This is a genomic window from Stappia sp. 28M-7 (assembly GCF_014252955.1).
Classification (GTDB): domain Bacteria; phylum Pseudomonadota; class Alphaproteobacteria; order Rhizobiales; family Stappiaceae; genus Stappia.
The window spans coordinates 565,627-591,616 of sequence record NZ_JACMIA010000001.1; the positions used below are offsets into that span (position 1 = coordinate 565,627).

General features: G+C 66.6%; 28 protein-coding genes. 23 read left to right on the forward strand and 5 right to left on the reverse strand.

The window, feature by feature from the left end; all coding sequences use genetic code 11:
* Nucleotides 1-51: 51 nt before the first annotated feature.
* The gene (locus H7H34_RS02540; RefSeq protein WP_120268418.1) at nucleotides 52-924 is read right to left on the reverse strand and encodes a DUF1194 domain-containing protein; all 873 of its coding nucleotides are present in this window, start codon (nucleotides 922-924) and stop codon (nucleotides 52-54) included.
* A gap of 578 nt (nucleotides 925-1,502) precedes the next feature.
* Here H7H34_RS02540 and H7H34_RS02545 point away from each other — a divergent pair.
* The 19 genes from H7H34_RS02545 (at nucleotide 1,503) to H7H34_RS02630 (ending at nucleotide 20,169) form a co-directional block, all read left to right on the forward strand.
* Complete coding sequence (locus H7H34_RS02545; protein WP_209006136.1) at nucleotides 1,503-2,480, forward strand: sugar-binding transcriptional regulator; 978 nt, start codon at nucleotides 1,503-1,505, stop codon at nucleotides 2,478-2,480.
* Nucleotides 2,481-2,516: 36 nt separating this feature from the next.
* Complete coding sequence (locus tag H7H34_RS02550; protein ID WP_185926410.1) at nucleotides 2,517-3,509, forward strand: BMP family lipoprotein; 993 nt, start codon at nucleotides 2,517-2,519, stop codon at nucleotides 3,507-3,509.
* A 79-nt stretch (nucleotides 3,510-3,588) separates the two neighbouring features.
* Nucleotides 3,589-4,584, forward strand: coding sequence for a BMP family ABC transporter substrate-binding protein (locus tag H7H34_RS02555; RefSeq protein WP_185924141.1), 996 nt, complete (start codon nucleotides 3,589-3,591; stop codon nucleotides 4,582-4,584).
* On the forward strand, nucleotides 4,581-6,119 hold the full coding sequence (locus tag H7H34_RS02560; RefSeq protein ID WP_185924142.1) for an ABC transporter ATP-binding protein: 1,539 nt from the start codon (nucleotides 4,581-4,583) through the stop codon (nucleotides 6,117-6,119). Before H7H34_RS02555 ends, H7H34_RS02560 begins: the two co-directional genes overlap by 4 nt.
* A complete protein-coding gene (locus H7H34_RS02565) occupies nucleotides 6,116-7,222 on the forward strand; it encodes an ABC transporter permease (RefSeq protein WP_120268422.1) in 1,107 nt (368 codons plus the stop codon). Before H7H34_RS02560 ends, H7H34_RS02565 begins: the two co-directional genes overlap by 4 nt.
* Before the next feature lie 13 nt (nucleotides 7,223-7,235).
* Nucleotides 7,236-8,204: an ABC transporter permease gene (locus H7H34_RS23260; RefSeq protein ID WP_120268423.1), complete on the forward strand. Its 969-nt coding sequence runs from the start codon at nucleotides 7,236-7,238 to the stop codon at nucleotides 8,202-8,204.
* Between the two features lie 20 nt (nucleotides 8,205-8,224).
* The gene (cdd, locus tag H7H34_RS23265) at nucleotides 8,225-8,635 is read left to right on the forward strand and encodes a cytidine deaminase (protein ID WP_209006137.1); all 411 of its coding nucleotides are present in this window, start codon (nucleotides 8,225-8,227) and stop codon (nucleotides 8,633-8,635) included.
* Nucleotides 8,632-9,444, forward strand: a complete 813-nt coding sequence (locus H7H34_RS02575; protein WP_185924144.1) for a purine-nucleoside phosphorylase — start codon at nucleotides 8,632-8,634, stop codon at nucleotides 9,442-9,444. Before cdd ends, H7H34_RS02575 begins: the two co-directional genes overlap by 4 nt.
* Nucleotides 9,437-10,213 (forward strand): deoxyribose-phosphate aldolase, encoded by a 777-nt coding sequence (deoC, locus tag H7H34_RS02580; protein WP_185924145.1) that lies wholly within the window; start codon nucleotides 9,437-9,439, stop codon nucleotides 10,211-10,213. Before H7H34_RS02575 ends, deoC begins: the two co-directional genes overlap by 8 nt.
* A gap of 4 nt (nucleotides 10,214-10,217) precedes the next feature.
* The gene (deoA, locus tag H7H34_RS02585) at nucleotides 10,218-11,540 is read left to right on the forward strand and encodes a thymidine phosphorylase (protein ID WP_185924146.1); all 1,323 of its coding nucleotides are present in this window, start codon (nucleotides 10,218-10,220) and stop codon (nucleotides 11,538-11,540) included.
* A gap of 84 nt (nucleotides 11,541-11,624) precedes the next feature.
* Complete coding sequence (locus tag H7H34_RS02590) at nucleotides 11,625-12,845, forward strand: phosphopentomutase (RefSeq protein ID WP_185924147.1); 1,221 nt, start codon at nucleotides 11,625-11,627, stop codon at nucleotides 12,843-12,845.
* A gap of 67 nt (nucleotides 12,846-12,912) precedes the next feature.
* On the forward strand, nucleotides 12,913-13,776 hold the full coding sequence (locus tag H7H34_RS02595) for a phytanoyl-CoA dioxygenase family protein (protein ID WP_185924148.1): 864 nt from the start codon (nucleotides 12,913-12,915) through the stop codon (nucleotides 13,774-13,776).
* 3 nt (nucleotides 13,777-13,779) lie between these two features.
* Complete coding sequence (locus H7H34_RS02600) at nucleotides 13,780-14,802, forward strand: adenosine deaminase (protein WP_185924149.1); 1,023 nt, start codon at nucleotides 13,780-13,782, stop codon at nucleotides 14,800-14,802.
* A 143-nt stretch (nucleotides 14,803-14,945) separates the two neighbouring features.
* On the forward strand, nucleotides 14,946-15,575 hold the full coding sequence (upp, locus tag H7H34_RS02605) for a uracil phosphoribosyltransferase (protein WP_067220079.1): 630 nt from the start codon (nucleotides 14,946-14,948) through the stop codon (nucleotides 15,573-15,575).
* 48 nt (nucleotides 15,576-15,623) lie between these two features.
* Nucleotides 15,624-16,388: an SDR family NAD(P)-dependent oxidoreductase gene (locus H7H34_RS02610; protein WP_185924150.1), complete on the forward strand. Its 765-nt coding sequence runs from the start codon at nucleotides 15,624-15,626 to the stop codon at nucleotides 16,386-16,388.
* 49 nt (nucleotides 16,389-16,437) lie between these two features.
* Nucleotides 16,438-17,361 carry a ribokinase gene (locus tag H7H34_RS02615; protein ID WP_185924151.1) on the forward strand — a complete coding sequence of 308 codons (924 nt, stop codon included), beginning with the start codon at nucleotides 16,438-16,440 and terminating at the stop codon, nucleotides 17,359-17,361.
* A gap of 148 nt (nucleotides 17,362-17,509) precedes the next feature.
* Nucleotides 17,510-18,022: a retropepsin-like aspartic protease family protein gene (locus tag H7H34_RS02620; RefSeq protein ID WP_185924152.1), complete on the forward strand. Its 513-nt coding sequence runs from the start codon at nucleotides 17,510-17,512 to the stop codon at nucleotides 18,020-18,022.
* Between the two features lie 93 nt (nucleotides 18,023-18,115).
* The gene (locus tag H7H34_RS02625) at nucleotides 18,116-19,141 is read left to right on the forward strand and encodes an aldose epimerase family protein (protein WP_185924153.1); all 1,026 of its coding nucleotides are present in this window, start codon (nucleotides 18,116-18,118) and stop codon (nucleotides 19,139-19,141) included.
* Complete coding sequence (locus H7H34_RS02630) at nucleotides 19,138-20,169, forward strand: histone deacetylase family protein (RefSeq protein ID WP_185924154.1); 1,032 nt, start codon at nucleotides 19,138-19,140, stop codon at nucleotides 20,167-20,169. Before H7H34_RS02625 ends, H7H34_RS02630 begins: the two co-directional genes overlap by 4 nt.
* An 8-nt stretch (nucleotides 20,170-20,177) precedes the next feature.
* On the opposite strand, the gene H7H34_RS02635 is transcribed toward H7H34_RS02630, so the two are convergent.
* Nucleotides 20,178-20,795 (reverse strand): HAD family hydrolase, encoded by a 618-nt coding sequence (locus tag H7H34_RS02635; protein ID WP_185924155.1) that lies wholly within the window; start codon nucleotides 20,793-20,795, stop codon nucleotides 20,178-20,180.
* A gap of 104 nt (nucleotides 20,796-20,899) precedes the next feature.
* Here H7H34_RS02635 and H7H34_RS02640 point away from each other — a divergent pair, with 104 nt between their 5' ends.
* Nucleotides 20,900-21,964: a phosphate/phosphite/phosphonate ABC transporter substrate-binding protein gene (locus H7H34_RS02640; protein ID WP_185924156.1), complete on the forward strand. Its 1,065-nt coding sequence runs from the start codon at nucleotides 20,900-20,902 to the stop codon at nucleotides 21,962-21,964.
* A gap of 7 nt (nucleotides 21,965-21,971) precedes the next feature.
* Here the strand turns inward: H7H34_RS02640 and H7H34_RS02645 are convergent, their stop codons facing one another.
* Genes H7H34_RS02645 through H7H34_RS02655 form a run of 3 tightly spaced genes read right to left on the reverse strand, consistent with a single transcriptional unit; the run spans nucleotide 21,972 to nucleotide 23,691 of the window.
* Nucleotides 21,972-22,586: a TadE/TadG family type IV pilus assembly protein gene (locus tag H7H34_RS02645; RefSeq protein WP_158592663.1), complete on the reverse strand. Its 615-nt coding sequence runs from the start codon at nucleotides 22,584-22,586 to the stop codon at nucleotides 21,972-21,974.
* Between the two features lie 2 nt (nucleotides 22,587-22,588).
* Nucleotides 22,589-23,161: a TadE/TadG family type IV pilus assembly protein gene (locus H7H34_RS02650; protein ID WP_185924157.1), complete on the reverse strand. Its 573-nt coding sequence runs from the start codon at nucleotides 23,159-23,161 to the stop codon at nucleotides 22,589-22,591.
* Nucleotides 23,162-23,211: 50 nt separating this feature from the next.
* Nucleotides 23,212-23,691, reverse strand: a complete 480-nt coding sequence (locus H7H34_RS02655; protein ID WP_185924158.1) for a pilus assembly protein N-terminal domain-containing protein — start codon at nucleotides 23,689-23,691, stop codon at nucleotides 23,212-23,214.
* Nucleotides 23,692-24,087: 396 nt separating this feature from the next.
* On the opposite strand from H7H34_RS02655, the gene H7H34_RS02660 reads away from it, so the two are divergent.
* The 3 genes from H7H34_RS02660 to cpaB all read left to right on the forward strand — a co-directional run bounded on the left by H7H34_RS02660 (nucleotide 24,088) and on the right by cpaB (nucleotide 25,970).
* Nucleotides 24,088-24,267 (forward strand): Flp family type IVb pilin, encoded by a 180-nt coding sequence (locus H7H34_RS02660; RefSeq protein ID WP_067339852.1) that lies wholly within the window; start codon nucleotides 24,088-24,090, stop codon nucleotides 24,265-24,267.
* 217 nt (nucleotides 24,268-24,484) lie between these two features.
* Nucleotides 24,485-24,991 (forward strand): A24 family peptidase, encoded by a 507-nt coding sequence (locus tag H7H34_RS02665; RefSeq protein WP_185924159.1) that lies wholly within the window; start codon nucleotides 24,485-24,487, stop codon nucleotides 24,989-24,991.
* Nucleotides 24,992-25,193: 202 nt separating this feature from the next.
* Nucleotides 25,194-25,970, forward strand: a complete 777-nt coding sequence (cpaB, locus tag H7H34_RS02670) for a Flp pilus assembly protein CpaB (protein ID WP_120268441.1) — start codon at nucleotides 25,194-25,196, stop codon at nucleotides 25,968-25,970.
* Nucleotides 25,971-25,990: the final 20 nt, after the last annotated feature.

A 25,990-nucleotide genomic window follows, 5' to 3' on the forward strand; every position in this document is an offset into this window, starting at 1 on the left:
GCCCGTCCGCAAGGCACCCTGCCTGCCGTTGCCAGCAGGACAGTGCGGGGCTCAATCGTAGAGCCCGCAATTGACCGGCTTGCGTCCGCTCGCCCGGTGCACCAGCGCGGTCTCCGGCATCAGGCCGGCGATCTCCAGAACCAGCTTCATGCGGATGGCGTCGGCAAACTGCTCGCGCGAGCGCACCGGAATGAAGAAGTGGCCGGGGCCACCGATCACGCAGTCCTCGTAATAGGCGTCGACATTCAGCATGGACTGCCAGGCATCGCGCTCGGACTTCATCATCAAGGGAAGCCCGTTGATGGTGATGCCGGCGGCGATGGCCTGGTCGCGGAACAGCGCGACCTTGCCGCCCTGGTTGTTGGGCCCGTCCCCGGAAATGTCGATGACCTTGCGCAGGCCCTCGAACCGGTTGGCGGCGACCATGGCGGTTGCCTGCGACAGGGCAGAAGCAATGGAGGTGCGCTGGCGCTGGCGCAGCGGGGCCTCGGCGATCTTGGCGGCAAAAGCCGCTGCGGAAGGGGCGTCGGTGATCACCGACCAGTCGGCGACGATGAACTGCTCGCCCGCGCCGCCCCATTCCATGTAGGTCACCGCGATCCGGCCGGTCGGGCCATAGCGGATCGCGTCGATCACCTGCGGAGAGGTGAGGGCGGCGACATAGCCGGCGCGCTGGACCTCCTGCTCTTCCCTGTCCATCGACTGGGAGATGTCGACAGCCAGAACCAGCTCGACATCGACCTCGCGATCAGGGTCGTAGCCATAGCCGAGCAGCGGGGCGTTGCCGGCCGCTGCGGCCGAAAAGGTCGAAAGTCCGGCAAGGACGAGGGCGGAGAAGAGCCAGCCGGCGAGTGCAAGGCACGAGCGGGCGATGCGGTCAGGCAGGCTGTGTCCTGCCGTCGGGGAGAGACGTGGCACGCACATGGTCGAAACTCCTTCAACCGATGAAGGGCTCCCGCCTTGTCCGACGCTCCTCGTTGCGTGCCTTATCTTGCGTCCGTTCCCTCTCCCGACCGCACCCCTGCGGCCTCCTTCCGGCGCTCTGGCGACAAGGACAGATCAGCAAGAGCCGTGCCAGACGCTACGGAAAGCAAAGACCTGTGCGAGGGAGGGCACTCCGACGGCGGCTGATCCCGAGTGGCACCCTGTGCGCCTGCCAATAGCTCATGGCGATCAGCCGGTTAAGAAGCTGGTCCGGCGATTCTCCAGCAGCATGACGTCACGTTTTCCGGGTCGGACGGTGCCTGCCCTTTCGGCAAACTGCGGCGATCTGCAAGAAACCTGGGCAGTTCCTGCCGGGCGGTCGGCAAAATTTGCCGGGCTCCGCCAGCTTCTCTTGCGAAGGCGCTTGACCTCGGCTGGGGGCTCAGGCAGTCTGAATGAAAGAAATCTCAAGAGCTGAAGAAATTTTCAGCCACGGGTGAGGGGGCCGGCGTTTCGTTCCGACGCGGCATGCGCTGCGCGGTGGCCGTCCCTGTTGATGCGGGACGACGGACACGGGCATGCAGGCTGGCGACTGGACAACAGACATGGCGATCCGCGCCGCGTGGATGTCCTTCGTCGGCGGAGCGACGCAGGGCGAGATCGCGGCGCGTCTCGGTATCTCGACAGCGCGTGTCCACCGGCTCATCGCCCATGCTCAGAAGACCGGGCTCGTTCGCTTCCAGATCGCCGACCGGCCCTCGGACTGCCTGGAGATCGAGGCGGCGCTGGTCGATGCCCATGGCCTCTCCTCCTGTCTGATCGCTCCCGATATCGGCGGCGGCGACGATGCGTCCGCGATCCGGGCCATCGCTGAGGTGGCCGGCCCGCATCTTGCCAGTCTGCTTGCCAATCCCGCGCTCGTCCAGCTCGGCGTCGGCATGGGGCGCACGCTGAAGGCCGCGGTGGAGATGATGCCGCGCATCCAGCGCCCGGATCTCAGTATCGTTTCGATTTCCGGCTCGCTGACGCGAAAGCTCTCCGCCAACCCGTTCGACGTCGTCCAGCAACTGGCCGAACGCACGGGCGGCGAAGGCTACTATCTGCCCGTGCCGTACCTCGCCGAGACCGTCGCGGAGCGCGACACGTTTCTCGGCCAGCGCAGCGTCCAGGCGCTTCTTGAGCGTGCGCGCGCTTCCGATCTCTTCGTCATCGGCATCGGCTCGGTGGAGGATGACGGGCATCTCATCAGCCGCGACCTGATCTTGCGCGAGGAGCAGCGCGACCTGATCGCGACCGGCGCGGTCTGCGACCTGATGGGGCGTTTCATCGGCCGCGACGGGCGCCTTGTGCCGGCCAAGCTCGGCGACAAGGCCGTCGGGCTACCCTTCGAGGCCGTTCGCGGCGCGCGCATCGTCGCGCTCGCCGGCGGGCTCGGCAAGCTTGAGGCCACGCGCGCGGCGTTGCGCGCGGGGCTGATCACGGACCTGATCGTCGACGAGAGCCTGGGCCGGGCCCTGGCCGTCGCGGAAGGAGCCAGACAAGCCCGCTCGGCATGACGCCGACGGGAGAACAGGTGGAGGTAAGTCATGGTGATGAAAAGCGTGATCCTCGGGGCCGCAGCGGCAGTCCTGCTCGCCGGTACGGCGCTGGCCCAGGATATCCAGCCGGCGGTCGTCTATGATCTGGGCGGCAAGAACGACAAGTCCTTCAACGAGGCGGCCTTCATCGGCGCCGAGAAGTTCAAGGCCGAAACCGGCATCGACTATCGCGATTTCGAGATCCAGAACGACAGCCAGCGCGAACAGGCGCTGCGCAACTTCGCGCGCCGTGGCGCCAACCCGGTGATCGCCATCGGCTTCTTGCATGCCAATGCGCTGGAGAAGGTCGCCAAGGAGTTCCCGGATACCAAGTTCGCCATCGTCGATATGGTCGTCGATCTGCCGAATGTCCGCTCGATCCTCTTCAAGGAGCATGAGGGCTCCTACATCGTCGGCAAGCTGGCGGCGATGGCCTCGCAAAGCGGCAAGGTCGGCTTCGTCGGCGGCATGGACATCCAGCTGATCCGCAAGTTCGCCTGCGGCTACAAGCAGGGCGTCAAGGAAACCGATGCCGACGCCGAGATCTTCGAGAACATGACCGGCTCGACGGGGGCTGCCTTCAACGATCCGGTCAAGGGCGGCGAGCTCGCCAAGTCGCAGATCGACCGCGGCGCGGACGTGATCTACCACGCCGCCGGAGCCACGGGTCTGGGTGTGCTGCAGGCCGCCGCAGATGCCGGCAAGCTCGGCATCGGCGTCGACAGCAACCAGAACGCCGTGCATCCGGGCAAGGTGCTGACCTCGATGCTGAAGCGCGTCGACGTTGCGGTCGAGAAGGCCTTCACCGACGCCAAGGACGGCAACTGGACCTCCGGCATCTATTCTCTGGGCCTTGCCGAGGGTGGCGTCGACTGGGCGCTGGACGACAACAACAAGGCGCTGATCACCGAGGAGATGAAGTCCGCGGTCGACCAGGCCAAGGCCGACATCATCTCCGGCAAGATCGTCGTCCACGACTACATGGCGAGCGAGAGCTGCCCGTTCTGACGGGAGAAAGCGCGCCGCGGGCATGGCTCGCGGCGCGCGTTGCCCTGAACCGCAGGGCAGACAACGCGGGACAGCGGTCATGGCGCGTATCGTGAAGACGCTTGCAGCCTTCGCCCTGGTTGGCGGCCTTGCCGTGGCGCCTGCCCTCGGCGAGCCGGCGCTGGTCTATTCCGTCGGCGGAAAGTTCGACGGTTCGTTCAACGAGGCCGCCTTTCGCGGAGCCGAGCGGTTTTCCGCCGAGACCGGCGAAAGCTACCGGGACTTCGAGATCGCCCGCGATGCCGACAGCCTGCAGGCGCTGCGGGGCTTTGCCTCGCGCGGCGCCGAGCCGGTCGTTGCCATCGGCTACAACCAGGCTGCCGCGGTCGCGTCGGCGGCGAAGGACTTCCCGCAGACGGATTTCTCCATCATCGACATGGTGGTCGAGGCTCCCAACGTGCGCTCGGTCGTCTTTCGCGAGCATGAGGGCTCGTACATCGCCGGCCTGTTGGCGGCGATGGCTTCGAAGACCGGGACCATCGGTTTCGTCGGCGGCATGGACATACCGATCATCCGCCGGTTTCTCTGCGGCTACCGGCAGGGAGCGGCCTCAGTCTCCCCCGACATCCGCGTTATCTTCAACATGACCGGCGACACGCCGGCAGCCTTTGCGGATCCGGCTCGCGGAGCAGAGCTTGCACGCGGCCAGATCAACCGCGGCGCCGATGTGATCATCCAGGCAGCTGGCGGCACCGGTATCGGGGTTCTGCAGGCCGTGGCCGATGCCGGGGTTCTCGGCATCGGCACCGACAGCAACCAGAACGGCCTTTATCCGGGCCGGATCCTCACCTCGATCCGCAAGCGTGTCGATGTCGCGGTCTACCGCAACTTCGCCGATGCCAAGGCCGGTACGTGGAGCGCCGGCATCGAGGTGCTCGGCCTTGCGGAAGGCGGCATGGACTGGGTGATCGACGACAACAACCGCGCGCTCGTCACCGCGCAGATGGAGGCGGCGGCCGGCGAGGCAGCTGCACGGATCGCAGACGGCACGATCACCGTGCATGACGCGGCCAGCGAGGGGGAGTGCCCGCTGTGAGCGACCAGCTTGCCATCGAACTCGTCGGCGTCGACAAGCGCTTCGGACAGGTCCACGCCAACAAGGACATCCATCTCAAGGTCCGCAAGGGCTCGATCCACGGCATCGTCGGCGAGAACGGTGCGGGCAAGTCGACGCTGATGTCGATCCTCTACGGCTTCTATCATGCCGATTCCGGCGAGATCCGCGTCGACGGCAAGCCGGTTTCGATTCCCTCCAGCCAGGCGGCGATCGCGCTGGGCATCGGCATGGTCCATCAGCATTTCATGCTGGTGGAGAACTTCACCGTGCTGGAGAACATCATTCTGGGCGCCGAAGGCGGGGCGTTGCTCGCCGGCGGCGTGTCCAAGGCGCGGGCCGAGCTGAAGCGCCTTGCCGACGACTACGATCTCAAGGTCGATCCCGACGCCCTGATCGAGGATCTTCCCGTCGGCCTGCAGCAGCGGGTGGAGATCCTCAAGGCGCTGTTCCGCAGTGCCGATATCCTGATCCTGGACGAGCCGACCGGTGTCCTCACCCCGGCGGAAGCCGACCATCTCTTCCGGATCCTGCGCGTGCTGCGCGACGAGGGAAAGACGGTGCTGCTGATCACCCACAAGCTGCGGGAGATCATGGCGGTGACCGACGAGGTTTCGGTCATGCGACGCGGCGAGATCGTCGCCACCCGCCAGACCTCGAAGACTTCGATGGGCGAGCTTGCCGAACTGATGGTCGGCCGCCGGGTCCTGCTGGAGGTGGAGAAAGGGCCGGCCGAACCGGGACGACCGGTGCTCACGGTGGAGAACCTCACGGTGCGCGATGGGCGCGGCGTGGACGTCGTGCGTAACGTCTCGCTGGAGGTGCGCGCCGGCGAGATCGTCGGCATTGCCGGCGTCTCCGGCAACGGCCAGTCCGAGCTGCTGGAGGCGATTGCCGGCATTCGCGCCGTGACTTCGGGAACCGTCACTGTCGACGGAACGCGGGTCGATCTTTCACGCGGAACCAAGGATCCTGCTGATATGCGCGAACTCGGGCTCGCGCATGTGCCCGAGGATCGCCATCGCATGGGGCTGGTGACCCGCTTTCCCGAATGCGAGAACGCCATTCTCGGCTATCACCGCGACCCGTCCTACGGGCGCGGTCCCTTCCTCGATTTCGACCGCATCCGCAAGGCGGCGAAGGTCGAGATCGAGAAATACGACATCCGCCCGGCCGACTGCATGTTGAAGACGGCCAACTTCTCCGGCGGCAACCAGCAGAAGATCGTGCTGGCGCGGGAGATCGAGCGCGATCCGGTCATTCTGCTTGTCGGCCAGCCGACGCGCGGTGTCGACATCGGCGCCATCGAGTTCATTCACAAGCGCATCGTTGCGCTGCGCGATGCGGGCAAGGGTGTCCTTCTGGTGTCGGTCGAACTCGACGAGATCCGCGCGCTGGCAGACCGGGTGCTGGTCATGTTCGACGGGCAGGTGGTCGGCGAGCGCGCACCGGAGACAGCGGAAAGCGAGCTGGGCCTGCTGATGGCGGGTGCAAGCGGACAGGAGGCGGCGGAATGACGGCGGGACAGCTTCCGCGCTGGGTCGACTACGGGCTGATGCCGGCGCTCAATGTCGCCGCTGCCTTTCTGGTCTCGGGCCTGGTGGTGCTGCTGATCGGCGAGAACCCGGTCGAGGCGGTCAAGGTCCTGGTGTGGGGCTCTCTCGGCTGGAACGAGGGCATCGGCTTCACCCTGTTCTACGCGACCAACTTCATCTTCACCGGCCTTGCGGTGGCCATCGCCTTCCATGCGGGCCTGTTCAACATCGGCGGCGAGGGGCAGGCGTATCTGGGCGGCCTCGGCGTCGCCCTCGCCTGTCTTGCGCTCGACCGGTACGTCCCCTGGTGGGTGACGCTTCCCTTCGCGGTGCTGGGCGCTGCCGCCTTCGGCGCGGCCTGGGCCTTCATCCCGGCGCTCCTGCAGGCCAAGCGCGGCAGCCATGTCGTCATCACGACGATCATGTTCAACTTCATCGCCGCCTCGATGATGGTCTACCTGCTGGTCAACCTGCTGTCGAAGCGGGGATCCATGCAGCCGGAAACCCGGACTTTCGAAAGCGGCGGCCGCCTGCCGCTGCTGCAGGATGTGCTGCCCGGAACGGACTTCGGATCCGCGCCGGTGAACCTCTCCTTCCTGTTGGCGCTCGCCGCCTGTCTGCTCGTCTGGATCGTCGTCTGGCGCACCCGGCTCGGCTACGAGATCCGCACCTTCGGCGCCAACCCGGTCGCGGCCGTCTATGCCGGCATTTCGCCGCTGCGCATCACCGTCGTCACCATGCTCATGTCGGGCGGTCTCGCAGGCATGATGGCGATCAACGAGATCATGGGCTCGCAGCACCGGTTGCTCATCGAGTTCGTGGCCGGCTACGGCTTCGTCGGCATCGCCGTCGCACTGATGGGCCGCGCACATCCGATCGGCATCGTCTTCGCCGCCATCCTGTTCGGCATGCTCTATCAGGGCGGCGCGGAACTGGCCTTCGAGATGCCGACGATCACCCGCGACATGATCGTTGTCATCCAGGGGCTGGTGATCCTGTTCGCCGGGGCGCTGGAGCACATGTTCCGCCCGGTGCTGCTTCGCATCTTCGGCGTGCTGGCCGCCCGGCCGGCGCCGGCCGCGTGAGGGGAGGGGAGAGATGTTCGAAACCCTGATCTTCGTGCTCGACAGCACTGCCCGGCTTTCCACACCGCTGCTGCTTGCGGCCCTTGCCGGCCTGTATTCGGAACGGTCCGGCATTTTCGACATCGGCCTTGAGGGCAAGATGCTGGGCGCGGCCTTCGCTGCCGGCGCGGCGGCCGCCGTCAGCGGGTCTGCCTGGATCGGCCTTGGCGCCGGCATTCTCGTTTCGGTGGCGCTGGCGCTGGTGCACGGCTTTGCCTGCATCACCAATCGCGGCAACCAGATCGTCTCCGGCGTTGCCATCAACTTCCTGGCAATGGGGCTGACCGCCCTGCTCGGACAGGCCTGGTTCGGCCAGGGCGGGCGCACGCCGGCGGTGAGCGGGGACGCCCGCTTCGGCGACGTCACATGGCCCTTCGCGGCGGAGCTGCGCGACGTCCCGGTGATCGGCGGGCTCTATTCGGAGCTTCTGTCTGGCCACAACATCCTTGTCTACGCCGCCTTCCTCGCCGTGCCCTTCTCCTGGTGGGTGCTCTACCGCACGCGCTTCGGACTGCGCCTGCGCGCAGTCGGCGAGAACCCCGGCGCGGTCGACACGGCCGGCATCTCCGTCACCTGGCTGCGCTATCGCGCCGTGATCTGCACGGGCATCCTGTGCGGCTTCGCCGGCACCTATCTCTCCATCGGCCAGTCGGCGAGCTTCATCGCCAACATGACCGCCGGCAAGGGCTTCATCGCCCTGGCAGCCCTGATCTTCGCCAAATGGAAGCCGGTGCCGGTGATGTTCGCCTGCCTGCTCTTCGGTTTTCTCGATGCCGTGGCGATCCGCCTTCAGGGCCAACAGGTCCCCGGCATCGGCGAAGTTCCGGTGCAGGCGATCCAGGCCCTTCCCTACATCCTGACCGTGGTTCTGCTTGCCGGCTTCATCGGCAAGGCGGTCCCGCCGCGCGCCGGCGGCACCGCCTATGTCAAGGAACGCAGCTGAGCCACGGCAACGAGGACGACATGAGCTGTTTCGACGAATTGTTCGCCGCCGCCAGTGCGGCCCGAGAGAATGCGCATGCGAAATATTCCGGCTTTCGCGTCGGCGCTGCCGTTGTCACCCGCGACGGGCGCATCTTTGCCGGTTGCAACGTGGAAAATGCCAGCTTCCCGGAAGGCTGGTGCGCGGAAACCAGCGCGCTCGGGGCGATGGTGTCCGCCGGCGGCCGGCCGGGCGACGTGGTCGAGGTGCTGGTCACCGCGAAGGCGGCGCTGTGCACCCCTTGCGGTGGTTGCCGCCAGAGACTTGCCGAGTTCGCCGGCGACGACGTGCCGGTTCACATCTGCGACGACACCGGGCTGCGCCGTACGCTGACCATGGCGGACCTGTTGCCGGCGCGGTTCGTTCTCAAGGACGAGGAGAGGGACATATGAGCGGCTTCGGGCCGGAATGCGCGGAGATCGTCCGCGCCGCAAGACCCGGCGACTACCGTGTCGCAATGGTGTTGGGATCGGGTCTCGGCCAACTGGCCGACGAGGTAGAGGATGCCGTGCGCATTCCCTATTCCAAGCTGCCGGGATTTCCTGTCTCCTCGGTTTCCTCCCATGGCAGCGAGCTGGTCGCCGGTCGCCTCGGCGATGTGCCGGTGGTCGTCCTGTCCGGCCGCGCCCATTACTACGAGGGCGGGGGAGCGGACGTCATGCGCACGCCTCTGGAGGCGCTGAAGGCGCTCGGCTGCGACACGCTGCTGCTCACCAACGCGGCCGGGTCCCTGCGCCAGGAGTTTGCGCCCGGCACGCCGATGCTGATCAGCGACCACATCAACTGGTCTGGCCTCAACCCCTTGATCGGCGAGGAAAGCGACCGCCGCTTTCTCGACATGAGCGCTGCCTACGATCCCGACTTCCGCGCCCGTTTGCGGGCGCTCGCTGCCGAAGAGGAGATTTCGCTGGGCGAAGGCGTCTACATGTGGTTTTCCGGCCCCTCCTTCGAGACGCCGGCGGAAATCCGCATGGCGAAACTGCTGGGAGCGGATGCAGTCGGCATGTCGACGGTGCCGGAAGTGATCCTCGCCCGCTATCTCGGCCTGCGCGTTGCCGCGATCTCCACCATCACCAACTATGGCGCCGGCCTGCAGGCGCACGGCCTGTCGCACGAGGAAACCAAGTCGACGGCGCTGATTGCCGTCGACGCGCTGAAGCGGCTGATCCGCCGCTTCGTCAAGGATCTTGGAAATGCCTGACATGACACCTGTCGAGGTGGCGCAGCGCGCGCTGCCGCTGGTCGACCTGACCAATCTGGACGAGACCTGCACCACCGCCGACATCGACGCGCTTTGCGCTCGCGCGGCCACGCCCCATGGTCCCGTCGCGGCGGTCTGCATCTGGCCGCGCTTCGTGACCCAGGCCGCGAGCCTGCTCGCCGGCTCCGGCGTGCGCGTTGCGACCGTCGTCAACTTTCCGCAAGGCGGTGATGACACGCTGGCCGTCATTGCCGAGACGCGGCAGGCGATCGCCGATGGCGCCGACGAGATCGACCTCGTCATGCCGTACCGTGCCTTTGTCGCCGGACGGCGCGGCTTTGCCGAGACGCAGATCGCCAGGGTGCGCGAGGCCTGCGGCGACCGGCTGCTGAAGGTCATTCTGGAGACCGGCGAGATCGGCGATCCGCTGCTCGTCCACGCGGCCTCGCTCCTTGCCATCTCGGCAGGCGCCGATTTCATCAAGACCTCGACCGGCAAGGTGAAGGTAAATGCCACGCTGGAGACGGCGGAGATCATGCTGACCGTGATCGAGGAGATCCGCCGCGAGGGCGGCCCGGAGATCGGTTTCAAGCCGGCCGGCGGCATTCGCACCGTTGCGGATGCGGCCGCCTATCTCGCGATCGCCGACCGCATTCTCGGGGCCAACTGGGTCGCCGCCTCGCATTTCCGCTTCGGCGCAAGCGGCCTGCTCGATGCCCTGCTTGCCGCGCTCGACGGGCGCGAGCCGACCAACGCCAAGGGATACTGACCTCATGCTGGCGCAGGAACTGATCCGCAAGAAGCGCGACGGCGGCACGCTCGCCCCGGAAGAGATCGCCTTCTTCGTCAAGGGGCTGACCGACGACAGCGTGTCGGAAGGCCAGGTTGCGGCGCTCGCCATGGCCGTCTTCTTCCGCGGGTTGTCGCTGGACGAGCGCGTGGCGCTGACACTTGCGATGCGCGACAGCGGCACGGTGCTCGATTGGTCCGACATCGACGCACCGATCATCGACAAGCACTCGACCGGCGGTGTCGGCGACAACGTCTCCCTGATGCTGGCGCCGGCGCTTGCCGCCTGCGGGGCGGCGGTGCCGATGATCTCCGGCCGCGGCCTCGGTCACACCGGCGGCACGCTCGACAAGTTCGACGCCATCCCCGGTTACAAGACGCAGCCCGACAATGCACTGTTCCGCAAGGTGGTGCGCGAGGTCGGCTGCGCCGTGATCGGCCAGACGCCGGATCTGGCCCCGGCCGACAAGCGCTTCTACGGCATTCGCGATGTGACGGGGACGGTCGAGAGCCTCGACCTCATCACCGCCTCGATCCTGTCGAAGAAGCTCGCCGCCGGCCTGCAGGGCCTCGTTCTCGACGTGAAGTGGGGGACGGGAGCGTTCATGGCGACGTTCGACGAGGCGAAGGCACTGGCCGAAAGCCTGGTGACCGTCGCCAATGGCGCCGGCTGCCGCACCAGCGCGCTACTCACCGACATGAACGAGCCGCTGGCCTCGGCTGCCGGCAATGCGGTCGAGATGCGCAATGCCGTCGACTTCCTGACCGGCCGCGCGATCGACAACCGACTGTTCGACGTCACGGTGGCGCTTGGTGCCGAAGCCCTCGTTCTCGGCGGTCTTTGCGCCGATGCCGGGGAGGGCGCCGAGAAGATGCGCGAGGCCTTCGCCAGCGGCGCGGCGGCCGAGCGCTTCGCCAAGATGGTTTCGGCCCTCGGCGGCCCGGCGGACTTCGTGGAAAAGGCAGAAGCCTATCTGGCTGCAGCGCCCGTGGAACTGCCGGTCTATCCGCAGGAGCCCGGTACCGTCGTCGCAGTGGACACGCGCGCCATCGGCGTTGCCGTCGTCGAGCTGGGAGGTGGGCGGCGCCGGGCCAGCGACGTGATCGATCCGGCGGTGGGTCTGGTGCATCTGGCCGGCATCGGGCATTCCGCCGACAGCGATGCGCCGCTTGCCATCGTCCATGCCGCCGACGAAGCGTCGGCGCGCCGGGCGGCGGAGGCGGTACGCGCGGCCTATCGGCTCGGCTCGCCGCGCGACGTGGAGGATCGGCCCGTCGTCGTGGAGCGTATCGCGCCGTCCGCTTGACGGCGGCCCGGATCGGGAACCGGGTTTTCGGAACTGCAATGGGGCGGGGCACAACCGCCCGGCAACGACAAACGGGGAAACCTCATGGCACGCGCGATCCTGTGCGTCTTGGACAGTTTCGGTATCGGCGGAGCGCCGGATGCTGCCCGCTTCGGCGACGAGGGGGGCGATACGCTCGGTCACATCGCGAGCGCCTGCATGCGTGGGCAAGGCGACCGCGAGGGCCTGCGCTCCGGTCCGCTGTCCCTGCCCAACATGACGGCGCTCGGCCTCGCCCGTGCGGCGCAACTGGCTACCGGCAAGGTGCCGGAGGGCATGGACGGCTCCGTCGAGCCGGTCGGCATCTTCGGCGCCGCGAGCGAGACCTCGCGCGGCAAGGACACGCCGTCCGGCCATTGGGAAATCGCCGGTGTGCCGGTCGCCTTCGACTGGGGCTATTTCCCGGATACGGTTCCGACCTTTCCGGCCGAACTGACCCAGGCGATCATCCGCGAGGGCGGGGTGCCGGGCATCCTGGGCGATACCCACGCCTCCGGCACGGTGATCATCGCCGAACTCGGCGAGGAGCATGTGCGCACCGGCAAGCCGATCTGCTACACCAGCGCCGACTCCGTCTTCCAGATCGCCGCGCACGAGGAACATTTCGGCCTTGAGCGGCTGTATCGTCTTTGCGAGACGGTGCGCCGTCTGGTCGATCCCTACAATATCGGCCGGGTGATCGCGCGGCCCTTCATCGGCGATGCCGCCTCCGGCTTCGAGCGCACAGCAAACCGGCGGGACTATTCGGTGCTGCCGCCGGAGCCGACCTTGCTCGACCGTGCGGTCGCGGAAGGACGCCGGACGCTGACCGTCGGCAAGATCTCCGACATCTTCGCCCATCAAGGCGTGTCGGAAGTTCTCAAGGCGGCCGGCAACGACGCGTTGTTCGATCGCACGCTGGAGGCGATGGACAAGGCCGTCGACGGCGATCTCGTCTTCGCCAACTACATCGACTTCGACAGTCTTTACGGCCACCGGCGCGACGTGCCGGGCTATGCGGCAGCGCTGGAGGCGCTGGACCGCAGGCTGCCGGAACTGCTGGAGCGGCTGCGGCCGGATGACCTGCTGATCCTGACCGCCGATCACGGCTGCGATCCGACGTGGCGCGGCACGGACCACACCCGCGAGCGGGTGCCGGTGATCGGCCTCGTCAAGGGGGGCGAGCCGAAGGAAATCGGCGTTCGTGACACATTCGCCGATATCGGCGAGAGCATTGCGGCACATCTGGGCATCGCGCCCGGAAACCACGGGACGTCCTTCCTCTGAAGCCCGCCCTCCCGCTAAACTGGAGGGGCCGACTCGGCATTGCCGATGCCCCGAAATGGAGACGCGCATGACCGCACGGTCCTTTTCCGCACCGAGGGACGGAGTTCTGACCCCGGAGATGCAGGAGGCCTATGCGCAGGACGGCTTCCTCGTGCTGACCGGCTACAAGTCGGCGGAGGACTGCGATGCGCTGAAGGCCCGCATGTCCGAGCTGATCGACGCCTTCGATCCCGAAGAGCATGCCTCGGTCTTCGAGACCGGCGCCCAGAGCCATGCCCGCGACCGTTATTTCCGCGAAAGCGGCGACAAGATCCGCTTCTTCTTCGAGGAGGAGGCCTTCGACGAGGACGGCCGGCTGCAGCGCGACAAGCATGTGGCGCTGAACAAGGTTGGCCACGCCCTGCATGATCTCGATCCGGTGTTCGAGCGGTTCTCGCGCGATCCCCGGCTTGCCCGCACGGCCGAGGGTCTTGGTCTTGCCGCGCCGCTGCTGGCCCAGTCCATGTATATCTTCAAGCCGCCGGAGATCGGCGGCGAGGTCAACTGCCACCAGGATTCCACCTTCCTGCACACGGAGCCTTTGTCCTGCACCGGCTTCTGGTTCGCGTTGGAAGACGCCGACGAAACCAATGGCGGCCTGCTCGGCGGTCCGGGCGGGCATCTGGCGCCGCTGCGCCAGCGCTTCCACTATGACGGCGAGGCGCTGGTGATGGAGCCGCTGGACGATACGCCGCTGTCCGGCGACGTGCCGCTGGTCGCCCCCAAGGGCACTTTGGTCGTGCTGCACGGTCTGGTTCCGCACCGCTCGGCGCCGAACCGTTCGCCGCGCTCGCGCCATGCCTATGCTCTGCATCTGGTCGACGGGGCCGCCCGCTGGTCGCCCGACAACTGGCTGGTGCGGGCACCGGAAAACCCGATGCGTGGGTTTTAAGGCATGCCGGCAAGCGCCAGCACGCAGCCCCTGCTCCCCAAGGCGGAGCTGCATGTGCATGTCGAGGGCGCGGCGACCGCCGATCTCGTGCGGCGCCTGGCCAAGCGCCACGGTCAGGATATCGAAGGGCTCTTCGACGAGCGCGGCCGCTATCTGTGGAGCGATTTCTCGCAGTTTCTTGCAGCCTATGACCGCGCGAGCAGGGTCTTCCGCACGCCGGAGGACTATGCGTTGCTGTCCGGTACCTATCTGCGCATGCTGGCGGCGGAAGGGGCGATCTATGCCGAGCTGACGATCTCGCCGGACCATGCCGCCGGCGCGGGCCTGTCCTATCGCGACTATGTCGCCGGCCTTGCCGAGGGCATCGAGCAGGCTCGTGCCGACATCGGCATCGAGGCGAGGATGATCGCCATCGGCGTGCGCCATTTCGGGGCCAGTGCGGTCGAGCAGGTGGTGAGGCAGGTCATTGCCGCTCCGCATCCGCTGGTCACCGGTTTCGGTCTTGCGGGCGATGAGCGCGAGGGCCACGCAGCGAGTTTCGCGCGCGCCTTCCGCATGGCCGGCGAGGCCGGGCTCGGCCTGACCGCCCACGCGGGCGAGGTCTGCGGCCCGGAAAGCGTGACCGCCGCTCTCGATTTCCTGCGCGTGCGGCGCATCGGCCATGGCGTGCGCGCCGTGGAAGATCGGGCCGTGGTCGAGCGGATCGCGGAAGAAGGCATCGTGCTTGAAGTCTGCCCCGGCTCCAATCTGGCACTCGGGCTCTATTCCAACCTGCGCTTCCATCCGGTCAACCTGCTGCGCCGCGCCGGCTGCCGCATCACGCTGAATTCCGACGACCCGCCGTTCTTCGGGACCACGCTGGGACACGAGTATCGCAGCTGCGCCGAGACCTTCGGCTGGCCGGAGGACGAGCTTCTGGCGATCACGCGCAATGCGATCGCTGCCGCGTTCTGCGACGAGGACACGCGGCGGCGGCTGGTCCTGCGCCTGTCGGACCACGTGGGTCTGCGCGGCGGCGGGATCTGAGAAGGGAAGTCGGTGGACGGTACGGATGCGGCGATCTTGCGCCTGTTCCGCTTGCCCGCCGGTTGATCTATGACAGGACAGGGAGCCGGTGGGGGCTTTCCGGGGGCGGCGGCCTCCAAACAGAGCGAGCGGAGAGGCGCGAGATGAGCGGAGCAACCGTAATCGATCACCCGATGGTGCAGCACAAGCTGACGCACATGCGGATGAAGGAGACCTCGACCCAGGGCTTCCGCCGCCTGCTGCGGGAAATCTCGGTACTGCTGACCTATGAGGTGACCCGCGATCTGCCGATCACCACGGTAGAGATCGAAACCCCGCTGCAGACCATGTCCGCGCCGATCATCGAGGGCAAGAAGCTGGTCTTCGCCTCGGTCTTGCGCGCCGGCAACGGGTTGCTGGAAGGCATGCTGGAGCTGGTGCCGGCTGCCCGTGTCGCCCATATCGGCCTGTACCGCGACCCCAAGACGCTGCAGCCGGTCGAATACTATTTCAAGGCGCCGGAAGACCTTGCCGAGCGCCTCGTGGTTGTCGTCGACCCGATGCTGGCAACGGCCAATTCGGCGATTGCCGCCGTCCAGCGGCTGAAGGAACGCGGCGCCACTCAGCTGCGTTTCCTCTGTCTCCTGGCTGCGCCGGAAGGCATCGAGAAATTCAATGCCGCACATCCGGACGTGCCGATCTTCACTGCCGCCATCGACGAGCGGCTGAACGAGAAGGGCTACATCGTGCCCGGTCTCGGCGATGCCGGCGACCGCATGTACGGCACCAAGTAGCGCCGCAGTCCGGCGGCGCCGGTGTCTTGAGCTGACGGGAGAAGCGACATGACAGCGGAGGCGGTCTATCCGGACCTGAAGGGCAGAACCGTATTGGTGACCGGCGGGGGCGGCGGCATCGGCGCCGAGATCGTCCGCCAGTTCGCCGCGCAGGGCGCCCGTGTCGGCTTCATCGACGTCGGCGAGGAGGCGTCCCGCCGTCTCGTTGCGGAACTGGAAGGGGGCGGCGCAGCTGTCCGCTTCGTCCGTGCCGATCTCACCGATGTCGAGGCGACCCGCGCGGCAATCGCCGAGCTGCGCGAAGCGCTCGGCCCCATCTCCATCCTGGTCAACAATGCGGCCCATGATGAGCGCCACCGGCTGGAAGAGGTAACGCCCGAATACTGGGACAGCCGCATGGCGGTGAACCTCAAGCACCAGTTCTTCTGCTCCCAGGCGGTGGTGGGCGACATGCGCGCGCTTGGCGGCGGCGCCATCGTCAACATGGGGTCGATTTCCTGGATGATCGGGCAGGGCGGCATGGCCGGCTACACGGCGGCCAAGTCTGCCGTCGTCGGCTTGACGCGTTCGCTCGCCCGCGATCTTGGTCCGGACAACATTCGGGTCAACTGTATCGCGCCGGGGTGGATCATGACCGAGCGCCAGATCGCCCTGTGGCTCGACGAGGCCGGCGAGCGCGAGATCATGGAACGGCAATGCCTCAAGCGGAAGCTCGTGCCGGCGGATGTGGCCCGGGTTGTGCTGTTCTTCTGCTCGGATGCGGCGGCCGCCTGTACCAACCAGACCTATATCGTCGACGGCGGCTGGATCTGAGCCCGCCAGAGACGTTGCTATCGTCCGCCAGACCGCAGGAGCAGGCCCCGTGATCACCGTATTCGGCTCCATCAACCTGGATCTCGTCGTCTCCCTGCCGCGCCTTCCCGCGCCGGGCGAAACCGTGGTCGGTCCCGACCACCAGACCTTCGCCGGCGGCAAGGGCGCCAATCAGGCGCTGGCGGCAGCGCGCGCGGGGGCGCAGGTCCGGATGATCGGCGCGGTCGGCCGCGACGCTCATGCCGAAGCCGCGCTCGCCAATCTCGAGCGCGCCGGGGTCGATCTCTCTGGCGTCCGCCATCTCGACGGGACCACCGGCATCGCCATGATCGGGGTCGACACGAAGGGCGAGAACCTCATCATGTGCGCCAGCGGCGTCAATGCCCGCGTCGTCGCGGACTGGCTGGACGGCCGGTTGGCGCGAGGCGATCTGCTGGTTCTCCAGCGCGAGCTGAGCCCGGGGCCGATTGCCGAGGCCATCACCCGTGCGCGGCTGTGCGGAGCGCGTGTGCTGCTCAATGCAGCTCCCTCCGGCGATGCGGAGCTTGCCCGTCTGGTGCCCGATGTCGATGTCGTCGTCGCCAATTCGGTCGAGGCGGCCGAACTCGCCGGTGTGCTCGGCGCGGGCGAGACGCCGGTGCCTGAGGCGCATTGCGCAGCGCTCTCCGGCGAAGAGCGTCTTGCCGTCGTCACCCTGGGCGCGCGCGGGTTGATCGCGCAAAAGGGCAATACACGCTGGCAGGTTTCGGCGCCTGCCGTCGAAGTGGTCGACACGACCGGTGCGGGCGATGCCTTCGTCGGTGCTCTTGCCGCAGCCCTCGACCGAGGGGCCGAGATCGGCCGCGCCTTGCTGGAGGGCACGGCCGCCGGGGCTCTGGCTTGTACGGCGAACGGTGCGCAATCCTCTTCGCCCGAGGCCTCCGCCATTGCAGCGCTTGCCGACACGCTCGTGTGCGAAACGCTGAACGCCTGAGCACCGCCGATCCATCGAATTTTATCGTTCCGGGTAGTGAACCGGAAACCGCGTTTGCATGTGCCGCGCGGGCCTTCATCCCTTGCTAAGCGCTGCTGTGGGATCGTTCCCGCCTGATCTTGACTGGTTAAGGGCAGGGGGAGGAGCCATGGCACGCTATCTGATGATCGCCGTAATCGTCGTTGTTGCCGCGTCTTTCGCGCCCGATCTCCTGCGCGACTATCTCCAGCAGGCGCCGATCGTGGCGGCGGCTCGCGAGGAGGCGCCCGAGCCTGCGGCAACGACTGGTCCGCGCACACTCGTCCTCAAGGCCGGACGCAACGGCCATTACGAGGTCAGCGCCCATATCAACGGACGTCCGGTCCATTCCCTGATCGACACCGGCGCGTCGACGCTGGCCCTTCCCTCCGAGGTCGCGGCCCTGTCCGGCGTTCGCCCGGCCCGTGCCGACTATGTCGTCAAGGTGCGCACGGCCAACGGTATCGCGCTTGCGGCACCCGTCACCTTGCGAGAGCTGCGCCTGGGAAGCATCCGCCTCAACAATGTCGAGGCGCTGGTCATGCCGGAGGGCGCGCTGGAACTGCCGCTAATCGGCATGTCCGTGCTTGGACGCCTTGCCAAGGTCGACATCCGCTCCGGCACGATGCGGTTGATACAGTAGCCCTTGCGGGTGATTTCGCAGCCCGTCCCGCTATAGTGTCCTCCGCCTGCGCATCAGCGCCGGGCCTGCCAGGGATTGCGGGAACCACCTGAAATGAGCGTCAGTCAGTTCGGCCAGCTTGCCGATGGAACGCCGGTCGAGCGCGTCGCCATTGCGCGCGGCGGGCTGTCGGTCAGCATCATGACGCTGGGGGCCGCCATCACGGATCTGCGAGTCGGTGGCCGCGGCGTGGTGCTCGGCTTCGACGACCTTGCCTCCTATCTCGCTCATTCGCCCTATTTTGGCGTGATCGCCGGCCGCCACGCCAACCGCATTGCCGCAGGGCGCTTCCGGCTGGACGGCAGGGACATTGAGCTCGAGCGCAACGAGGGCGGACGCCACCACCTGCATGGCGGGGCAAAAGGCTTTGCCCGGCGGCTCTGGTCTCTGCGGGAAGCCGGGCCCGACCATGCGGTGCTGGCGCTGACCTCCGAAGATGGCGATGCGGGCTATCCGGGCCGTGTCGAGGCGAGCGCCCGCTACGAGATCCCGCCTGCCGGCGACCGGCTGCGCATCGTGCTGGAGGCGGTAACCGACCAGTCGACGCTGGTGAACCTTGCGACCCACAGCTACTTCAACCTCGACGGCTCGCCGGACATCGGCGGTCACCTGCTGCAGATCGAGGCCGATGCCTATCTGCCTGTCGACGGCGAGGCGATCCCGACCGGCGAGGTGCGCCCCGTTGCGGGAACGCCGTTCGACTTCCGCCGCCTGCGCCGGATCGATGGACATGGGGGAGATATCACCCATGACCACAATTTCTGCCTCTCTGCCGTGCCAACCTCCGAACCGCGCCCTGTTGCACGCCTTGTCGGGAGGGAGAGCGGTATCGCCATGGACGTAGTGACGAGCGAGCCCGGCCTCCAGTTCTACGACGGCTACAAGCTCGCCGTAGCCTGTCCGGGGTTGGAGGGGCGCATCTACGGGCCGCGTGCGGGTCTCTGCCTGGAGCCGCAACGCTGGCCGGACAGTCCCAATCATCGGCACTTCGCCGGAGCCGTCCTGCGACCGGGCAAGCTCTACCGGCAGGTGACGGAGTATCGATTTTCTCAGGTCGGGCATGAGGATTTGAAGCCATGAAGACCGTATTTTCCGCCGGCCAGCTGGCCCACGATCCCAAGCAGGAAATCTCCGACGGCATGTTGAAGCCGGCTGTCGAGATCCCCTCCCGCGCCGAGATGGTTCGCGAGGCGGTGCTGGCGCGTGGCCTCGGCGAGCTGCTGGAGCCGGATGATTTCGGCATGGAGCCGCTCGCCCGTGTCCATGATGCCGGCTATCTCGCGTTCCTGGAGAGCTTCTGGACCCGCTGGACCACCGCCGGGCGCTGCGGCGAGGCGTTTCCCTTCGTCTGGCCGGTGCGCGGGCTCAACATCGATCCGGTGCCCGATCACATCGACGGTCTGCTCGGCCGCTATTCGTTCGATGCCGGCACGCCGCTCGGCGAGCACACGTTCGCGGCAGCGCGTGCCAGCGCCAATTCCGCGCTGACCGGCGCCCGTCTCGTTGCCGGCGGCGAGCGCGCCGCCTTCGCCCTGTGCCGCCCGCCCGGCCATCACGCGGCGGCCGATTACTACGGCGGCTACTGCTTCCTCAACAATGCGGCGATTGCCGCGCAGTGGCTGCGCGATGCCGGCGCGGAGCGCGTCGCCGTGCTTGATGTCGATTACCACCACGGCAACGGCACCCAGTCGATCTTCTATGAGCGTTCGGACGTGTTGTTCCTGTCGATCCATGCCGATCCGCGCGAGGAATATCCCTACTTCCTCGGTCATGCGGCCGAGACGGGTGCCGGCAAGGGCGAGGGCTTCAACGCCAACTATCCGCTGGAACTGGGCGCCGACTGGGATGTGTGGTCGCAGGCGCTTGCCGCATCGCTCGATCGCATCGGGGCTTTCCGCGCCGATACGCTCGTGATCTCTCTCGGCCTCGACGCCTATGAGAAGGACCCGATCTCGCGGTTCCGCCTCGTCCACGACGATTTCACGCGCATGGGTGCTGCCCTTGCCGCCGCCGGCCTTCCGACCCTCTTCGTCATGGAAGGCGGGTATGCGGTCGACGCGCTCGGCACCAACTGCGTCAACGTGCTGGAGGGGTTCGAGGCCGGCTGACCGCCGATCTAGAGCGGGAAACCGTGCTCGATCAGGGCAGCTCTCAGCGCGGGGGCATCGGTAAAGTGGATGGCATGCATGCCCACGGATCGTGCCGCTGCGACATTGGCCGGGCTGTCGTCGATGAAGACGGTGCGCTCCGGGGTGAGGTCGTTGCGCGAAAACAGCACCTGGTAGATCCGCGGATCCGGCTTCACCAGCCGCTCATGCGCGGACACGACCACGTCGATGAAGCTGTCGGCAAGGAACGGGAAGCGGTCTTCGCACTCGGCGAATTTCTCGGACGAAAAATTCGTGATCGCATAGAGCGGGACACCCGCCTGCTTCAGTGCGGTAAGGATCGCGACGCTGCCCGGCACCTCGCCCGGCACCATTTCGTGCCAGCGCGTGTCCCAGGCCAGGATCTCCTCGCGGCGGTCGGGACGCCGCGCCAGCGCCTCCGCGATGCCCTCGGCAAAGCTGCGGCCCCGGTCCTGCTCGAGATTCCACTCTGGCGGCAGCACCTCGGCGAGAAATCGGTCGGCATCCGCCTCGTTCTGGAAGATGCTGCGATAGAGCAGGCGCGGATCCCACTGGATGAGGACGTTGCCGATGTCGAAGACTACGGTGTCGGGGCGGTTTGCCATGCAGGGATCTCGGGATTGCGGGCGCTGCGGCCCTGGAACACACTGACGGGATGAGAAGACTGGCGCGACGATCCGGTTCTGGGCAAGAGGCAATCGGCGGAGCGGTGCGCCTGTCCCGCAGCTTTTTCCGTTGTCTTGTCGTGGTGCTGCTGGGCGCGCTGGTGTCCGGCGCATCGGTCGGGAGGCTTTCGGCCGAGGACACCGCGCTGCCGCGGCCGGACGGTCCCGCCTTCCTGCCCTGGCAGGAGGAGGTTGCCCCTCCCGATGACCCCGAAGCCGGCGCCGGGCAACCGGCTCCGACAACGCCTTTCGATCCCGCACGTCTTGCCCTGATGCCGGAGCTGCGCGTCGGCATCGTCATGGATCCGGCCGCCGGCGACTTCGGCCGCGCCGCGCCGTTCCGTGAGCTGCTTGAGGCGGGGCTGAGGCTTCCGGTGCTGCTGATCGCCTATCGCGACCTGTCGCAACTGCAGAAGGCGGTCATGACGGGCGAGGTGCACTATGCGCCGCTGTCCGCATCCGCCTATGCGGCGGCCCAAGGGGAATGCGGCTGCCTGGAGCCGCTGGTCGCCCCGCGCGAGGCGGACGGCGGGACGGGCTGGCATGCGATTGTGCTGGCGCGGGCCGGCGAAGGGATCGACGGGCCTGCGGACGTCGCCGGTCGGCGCATCGCCACCGGACCGCGCGAGGCGGTCGGCAGTCGCCTGGTCCAACTGGCCGGCTTGTCGGCGGCGGGTGTCGATCTGGAAGGGCAGGCAGCCGACGCGCTCATCGCTCATGACGATCCGCTTTCGGCGGCGCTGGCGCTGGTGCGGGGCGATGCCGATGTCGCCTTCGCCTGGTCCTCGCTGCAGGGCGAGGCGGCGGCGGGCTACTCGCGCGGGACCTTGCGGGACCTTGCCGAACGGGGCATCGAGATTTCCGGGCTGAGGATCGTGTGGGCCTCCGGCGCCATTGCCGGCGCGCCGCACGTGGTTCGCCGTGACGTGCCGCAGGAGATCCGCGGCGTGCTTGCGGCGATCATGACCGGGCAGGGGGCGGTAGACGCTGTTTCTGACGAGGGTTTTGTTGCCGTGGGCGCGCAGGATTACGCGCCCGTTCTCGCTGCCTTTCCGCCGGATTCCGGAACGCCGCGCGGCCGCCTCGAGCCGGTGGGAGGCGGCAACTAGGCAGGCCTCAGCTGCAACACTCGACGCTCGTGCTGACGCGCGGGCGCATGTAGTAGGTGTCGCTGAGGGTGATCGTGGCGCTGTTGAACACGTCCTTCAACACCGCTGCGAAGGTCGGACGATGCTCGTATTCGGCATGGGCGACGACCAGATAGGTGCCCTTCTGGCTGGTCAGTTCCGGCGGCAGCTTGATCGGCGGCGCGGAGTTGGCGCCCCACTGGGCGGTATTCATCGCCCGGCTCCATACCACACGCGGCTGGTTCACTTCCTTCATCCAGACACTGGCGACCACCACCTTGAGCGGTGCTTCCGGATAAGGGTCGAGCACGGCACGCGACAGCTTCAGCAGGTCTTCGACCTCGGAGGCTTTGAGTTTGTCGGCCTGGGCCACCAGGTCGGCGACGGAACTGGCGGCCTGGCTGATCTTCCGGTCGAGCGTCAGCGCCGAGTTCAGCTCGGTGACGCCGAGAAACAGGGCCAGCATGAAGGGGAGCACCAGCGCAAATTCGACCGCGGCGACGCCGCGCCGGTCGCGCATCAGGCCGCTTGCGATCCGCGTGGCGGCCTTCCTGACGATGCGGCGCGGTTCCTGCTGCCGCTCTTGCCGCTTCGGGCTGCTCATGGTCACTTGCTCGCCTGTTGGGTGGTCCAGGGGAAGGGTTCGTTGCGGAACACGGCGGTCGCCACCAGCAGGCGGTCGCCCGAGCTCAGGTCGCCATAGGCGGTCTTCATCATCGACGACAGCATGGGCCAGCGATAAAGAGCCCTAACCACGATGATCTGGCCGGCCTCGCCGTGGTTGTAGCCGGTGTCTGCGACCAGTTCGCCGTCGCGGATCAGCGGCTTCGGCGTGAAGGAAGAGAAGTCCTCGATCCGTTCGACGTCGATGGTCAGCCGGTCCGAACTGATCGGGAAGCCGGCAAGACGTTCCAGCATCGATTCCTTGAACTTGTCGGCATCGAAGCCCTGGGCATGCGCCTGCCCGGTGCGGATCATGCGCGATGCGTCCATGGTCGCATTGCTGAGCACCTGGTTGGCGAAGAAGGCCAGGCCGATCTCGATCACCCCGAACAGCAGCATCAGGAACGGAATCGCGACGAAGGCGAACTCGATCGCCGTCGTGCCTTCGCGGTCCCTCACCACCGCGCGCAACGGGCGCAATCGTGCGAAGCGAGGGAGAAGGCGATCTCTCAGCATCTGGTAGCCACTCGTGCTCGGAAAGCGGTGAAAGGCGGGGTCATGGCGGGTCAGTTGGAAACGCCCGCCGCCTTTTCGGACATGTCATTGCGCTGGCTGGACTGCTTGCTCAGCAACTCGTAGCCGGCATCGCTGTCGCCCACGCGCATCACCGGCTCGCAATTGGGCGCGCAGGAGTAGCTGAAGCGTTCGCCCTTGCGCTGGACGGTGACCGTTTCGCCTGATGCGGCGGAGACCGTGATCACCTCGTCGATGATCGGCTCGCCGTTGCGGTCGAGGATGACGAGGTTGGTCGTGCCGTAGAGCTTGCCGGTCACCACCACCGTCTGGCGATCGTACATGGTGACATCGGCGATGGCCGGGTTGCCGACGATGACAGTGTCCGCAGGCGCGTCGATGCGGAACACCTTCGCCCGGTCGGTCATCACCTGGACGCCGCTCTCCTGGGCGTGTGCGCCCGCCACGGGAAGCGCGGCGAGCAGCGCCGCGACCGTGATCGACGCAAAAAAAGCCTCGCGAAAATGCGACATGGGTAAGCTCCTCAGCGAAATTTCCTTCGTGAGAGTGAAGGATATTGGTGAAGGAAGGGCTAACGCCCGGTCCCGTCCGAAGCGTTCTGCGAGCATCGTTAATGTCCGGGGCTTTCCCATCATGGGCATGCCGCCAGCGGATTCTTCGGCACGGCGCCGTCCTTTGCGGCATGGCATGTGGATGAGGGCAAGGGGCGAGCTTGGTTAAAATGTAAGAGAATGTATTTTTGAAGAATTAACTATAAGGTTGCTCAAGTCGAACTTGCCGATGGGCGGTTGTGAATTTAACCTTGTGGCAAGGTGTGGTTCCTATAGTGGCAACATCTTCGAGCGACCGAAATAACAACAAGGTCGACGAGGTGGTGCAGACAAACAAGTGAAGTGTAGGAGCCAACCATGCAGAAGTTTCTCGCTCGTTTCGCCAAGGATGAATCCGGCGCGACCGCCATCGAATACGGCCTGATCGCCGGTCTGATCGGCGTTGCCATCATCACTGCTGTCGGCCTGGCCGGCGACTCGATCACCGCGATGTTCACTCGCGTTTCGACCGAGCTGAACGCTGCCGCCACGCAGTAAGCACGGCTGACACGGCACCTCGGGTCCCGGCATGTCTTTGCCGGGGCACGGTGGACTGCCATCGATGCGGGCGGCCTTGGCCGCCCGTTTTCGTTTCCGGTCCAAAAGACTGCGCCCATGAAAGGGCGTGCCGGACGCGGGCGCGTCAACCGGCGCTTAAGCGTTTCGGCGACATGATGCGAAAGCCGGAGAGGCCGGCAGTCGAGGGAGCGTTGGAATGTTCGAAGCGGCGATCCTGGTCGTGTTCCCCTGTCTGGTGGCCTTTGCGGCCGCGTCCGACCTGTTCACGATGAAGATTCCCAACAGCGTCTCCCTGATGCTGGTGGCCGGGTTCGCGATTATCGCGCCCTTTGCCGGCATCGGTCTTGCGGATACCGGCTGGCATCTGCTCGCCGCCGGTCTGGCGCTGGCCGCCTGTCTCGTGTTCTTCGGCTTCGGCTGGATGGGCGGGGGCGATGCCAAGCTCATCACTGCCTTGGCGCTGTGGTTCGGCATGTCGCAGGACCTCCTGCAATTCCTCGCTCTTGCCGGCATTTACGGGGCGGTTCTCACGCTGCTGATCATCGGCTTCCGCCGCATCGTTCTGCTGCCTGGCATTGCCGGCCGCACCCAGTGGCTTTTGCGCCTGCATGACAATGCCCGCGGCATTCCCTACGGCATCACGCTGGCTGCCGCCGCGCTGCAGGTCTATCCGCACTCGGCCTGGTTCGCCCTTCTGGTGTAACGGCGAAGCGTCGTTTCAAATATTAACGATTCCTGAACGCAGAAAATCTCCGGGTTTCATTTTGCGAAAGATTAAGCATACGTTCAGCAACATTGATCACGTCTGATTAACCATGTCTTGACCATTTGCCCGTCACAGTAGTCGCATGATGACCGAGGGCGCATCCGCGTCCGGTCCGCTACGATCCATGCGGGTATTGGCAATGAAGATCGCACGTTTCGCCATTCTGGGAATTTCGCTCGCCGCCGGTGTGTTGGTGGCGCGGATGGTGATGAGCAACAATCCAGAGCCGCCGGCCGCGCCGGTGGTGGTGACCGAGACGGTGGAGAAGGACGAGGTCCTTACCGTCGTCAAGGACATCGCTCTTGGCGAACAGCTGTCTGCGGGCGACCTGTCCTGGGCCAGCTGGCCTCGCGACCTGGCGCCTGCGACGGCGGTTCTGCGCTCCCAGCGACCCGACGCCATCACCGAAATCGCAGGCCGTATCGCCAAGGCGCCCGTCTATCAGGGCGAGCCGGTGCGCGAGGAGCGCCTGATCAGCAGCGATCGCGGCTTCATGTCGACCATTCTGCCCAAGGGCAAGCGGGCCATTGCCGTTTCGGTCGAGGCGCTGACTGCCGCTGGCGGCTTCATCCTGCCCGGCGACAAGGTCGACGTGATCCTGACGCGCCAGTCGTCAGGCCGGTCCGGCAATTCATTCACCAGCGAGACGATCCTGCAGAACGTGCGGGTGCTGGCCATCGACACCACCACCGCCGGTGAGCGGGACGAGAAGGCGCTGCCTCCCGGGCAGACCGCCACGCTGGAGCTCGAACCGGTCCAGGCCGAGGTCGTCGCCCAGGCTTCCCAGCTCGGTACGATCGCCCTCGTGCTGCGCTCGGCCCAGGATTCTGCCGATGACGCCGATCCCGGCCTCGTTGGCGGCGGTGTGAATTTTGTGAAGTTCGGCGTTGCCAGCCAGGCCCGGACCCAGCGGTAAGCGGGATAGGGCGCGGTGAT

Coding starts and splice junctions, on each gene's coding strand:
- H7H34_RS02610 (WP_185924150.1), top strand. CDS start 15,624: ATGACAGCGGAGGCGGTCTATCCGGACCTGAAGGGCAGAACCGTATTG.
- cdd (WP_209006137.1), top strand. CDS start 8,225: ATGAGCTGTTTCGACGAATTGTTCGCCGCCGCCAGTGCGGCCCGAGAG.
- H7H34_RS23260 (WP_120268423.1), top strand. CDS start 7,236: ATGTTCGAAACCCTGATCTTCGTGCTCGACAGCACTGCCCGGCTTTCC.
- H7H34_RS02620 (WP_185924152.1), top strand. CDS start 17,510: ATGGCACGCTATCTGATGATCGCCGTAATCGTCGTTGTTGCCGCGTCT.
- deoC (WP_185924145.1), top strand. CDS start 9,437: ATGCCTGACATGACACCTGTCGAGGTGGCGCAGCGCGCGCTGCCGCTG.
- H7H34_RS02575 (WP_185924144.1), top strand. CDS start 8,632: ATGAGCGGCTTCGGGCCGGAATGCGCGGAGATCGTCCGCGCCGCAAGA.
- H7H34_RS02545 (WP_209006136.1), top strand. CDS start 1,503: ATGCAGGCTGGCGACTGGACAACAGACATGGCGATCCGCGCCGCGTGG.
- H7H34_RS02550 (WP_185926410.1), top strand. CDS start 2,517: ATGAAAAGCGTGATCCTCGGGGCCGCAGCGGCAGTCCTGCTCGCCGGT.
- deoA (WP_185924146.1), top strand. CDS start 10,218: ATGCTGGCGCAGGAACTGATCCGCAAGAAGCGCGACGGCGGCACGCTC.
- H7H34_RS02595 (WP_185924148.1), top strand. CDS start 12,913: ATGACCGCACGGTCCTTTTCCGCACCGAGGGACGGAGTTCTGACCCCG.
- H7H34_RS02655 (WP_185924158.1), bottom strand. CDS start 23,691: ATGTCGCATTTTCGCGAGGCTTTTTTTGCGTCGATCACGGTCGCGGCG.
- H7H34_RS02660 (WP_067339852.1), top strand. CDS start 24,088: ATGCAGAAGTTTCTCGCTCGTTTCGCCAAGGATGAATCCGGCGCGACC.
- cpaB (WP_120268441.1), top strand. CDS start 25,194: ATGAAGATCGCACGTTTCGCCATTCTGGGAATTTCGCTCGCCGCCGGT.
- H7H34_RS02665 (WP_185924159.1), top strand. CDS start 24,485: ATGTTCGAAGCGGCGATCCTGGTCGTGTTCCCCTGTCTGGTGGCCTTT.
- H7H34_RS02625 (WP_185924153.1), top strand. CDS start 18,116: ATGAGCGTCAGTCAGTTCGGCCAGCTTGCCGATGGAACGCCGGTCGAG.
- H7H34_RS02645 (WP_158592663.1), bottom strand. CDS start 22,586: ATGAGCAGCCCGAAGCGGCAAGAGCGGCAGCAGGAACCGCGCCGCATC.
- H7H34_RS02635 (WP_185924155.1), bottom strand. CDS start 20,795: ATGGCAAACCGCCCCGACACCGTAGTCTTCGACATCGGCAACGTCCTC.
- H7H34_RS02540 (WP_120268418.1), bottom strand. CDS start 924: ATGTGCGTGCCACGTCTCTCCCCGACGGCAGGACACAGCCTGCCTGAC.
- H7H34_RS02650 (WP_185924157.1), bottom strand. CDS start 23,161: ATGCTGAGAGATCGCCTTCTCCCTCGCTTCGCACGATTGCGCCCGTTG.
- H7H34_RS02600 (WP_185924149.1), top strand. CDS start 13,780: ATGCCGGCAAGCGCCAGCACGCAGCCCCTGCTCCCCAAGGCGGAGCTG.
- H7H34_RS02590 (WP_185924147.1), top strand. CDS start 11,625: ATGGCACGCGCGATCCTGTGCGTCTTGGACAGTTTCGGTATCGGCGGA.
- H7H34_RS02630 (WP_185924154.1), top strand. CDS start 19,138: ATGAAGACCGTATTTTCCGCCGGCCAGCTGGCCCACGATCCCAAGCAG.
- H7H34_RS02555 (WP_185924141.1), top strand. CDS start 3,589: ATGGCGCGTATCGTGAAGACGCTTGCAGCCTTCGCCCTGGTTGGCGGC.
- upp (WP_067220079.1), top strand. CDS start 14,946: ATGAGCGGAGCAACCGTAATCGATCACCCGATGGTGCAGCACAAGCTG.
- H7H34_RS02565 (WP_120268422.1), top strand. CDS start 6,116: ATGACGGCGGGACAGCTTCCGCGCTGGGTCGACTACGGGCTGATGCCG.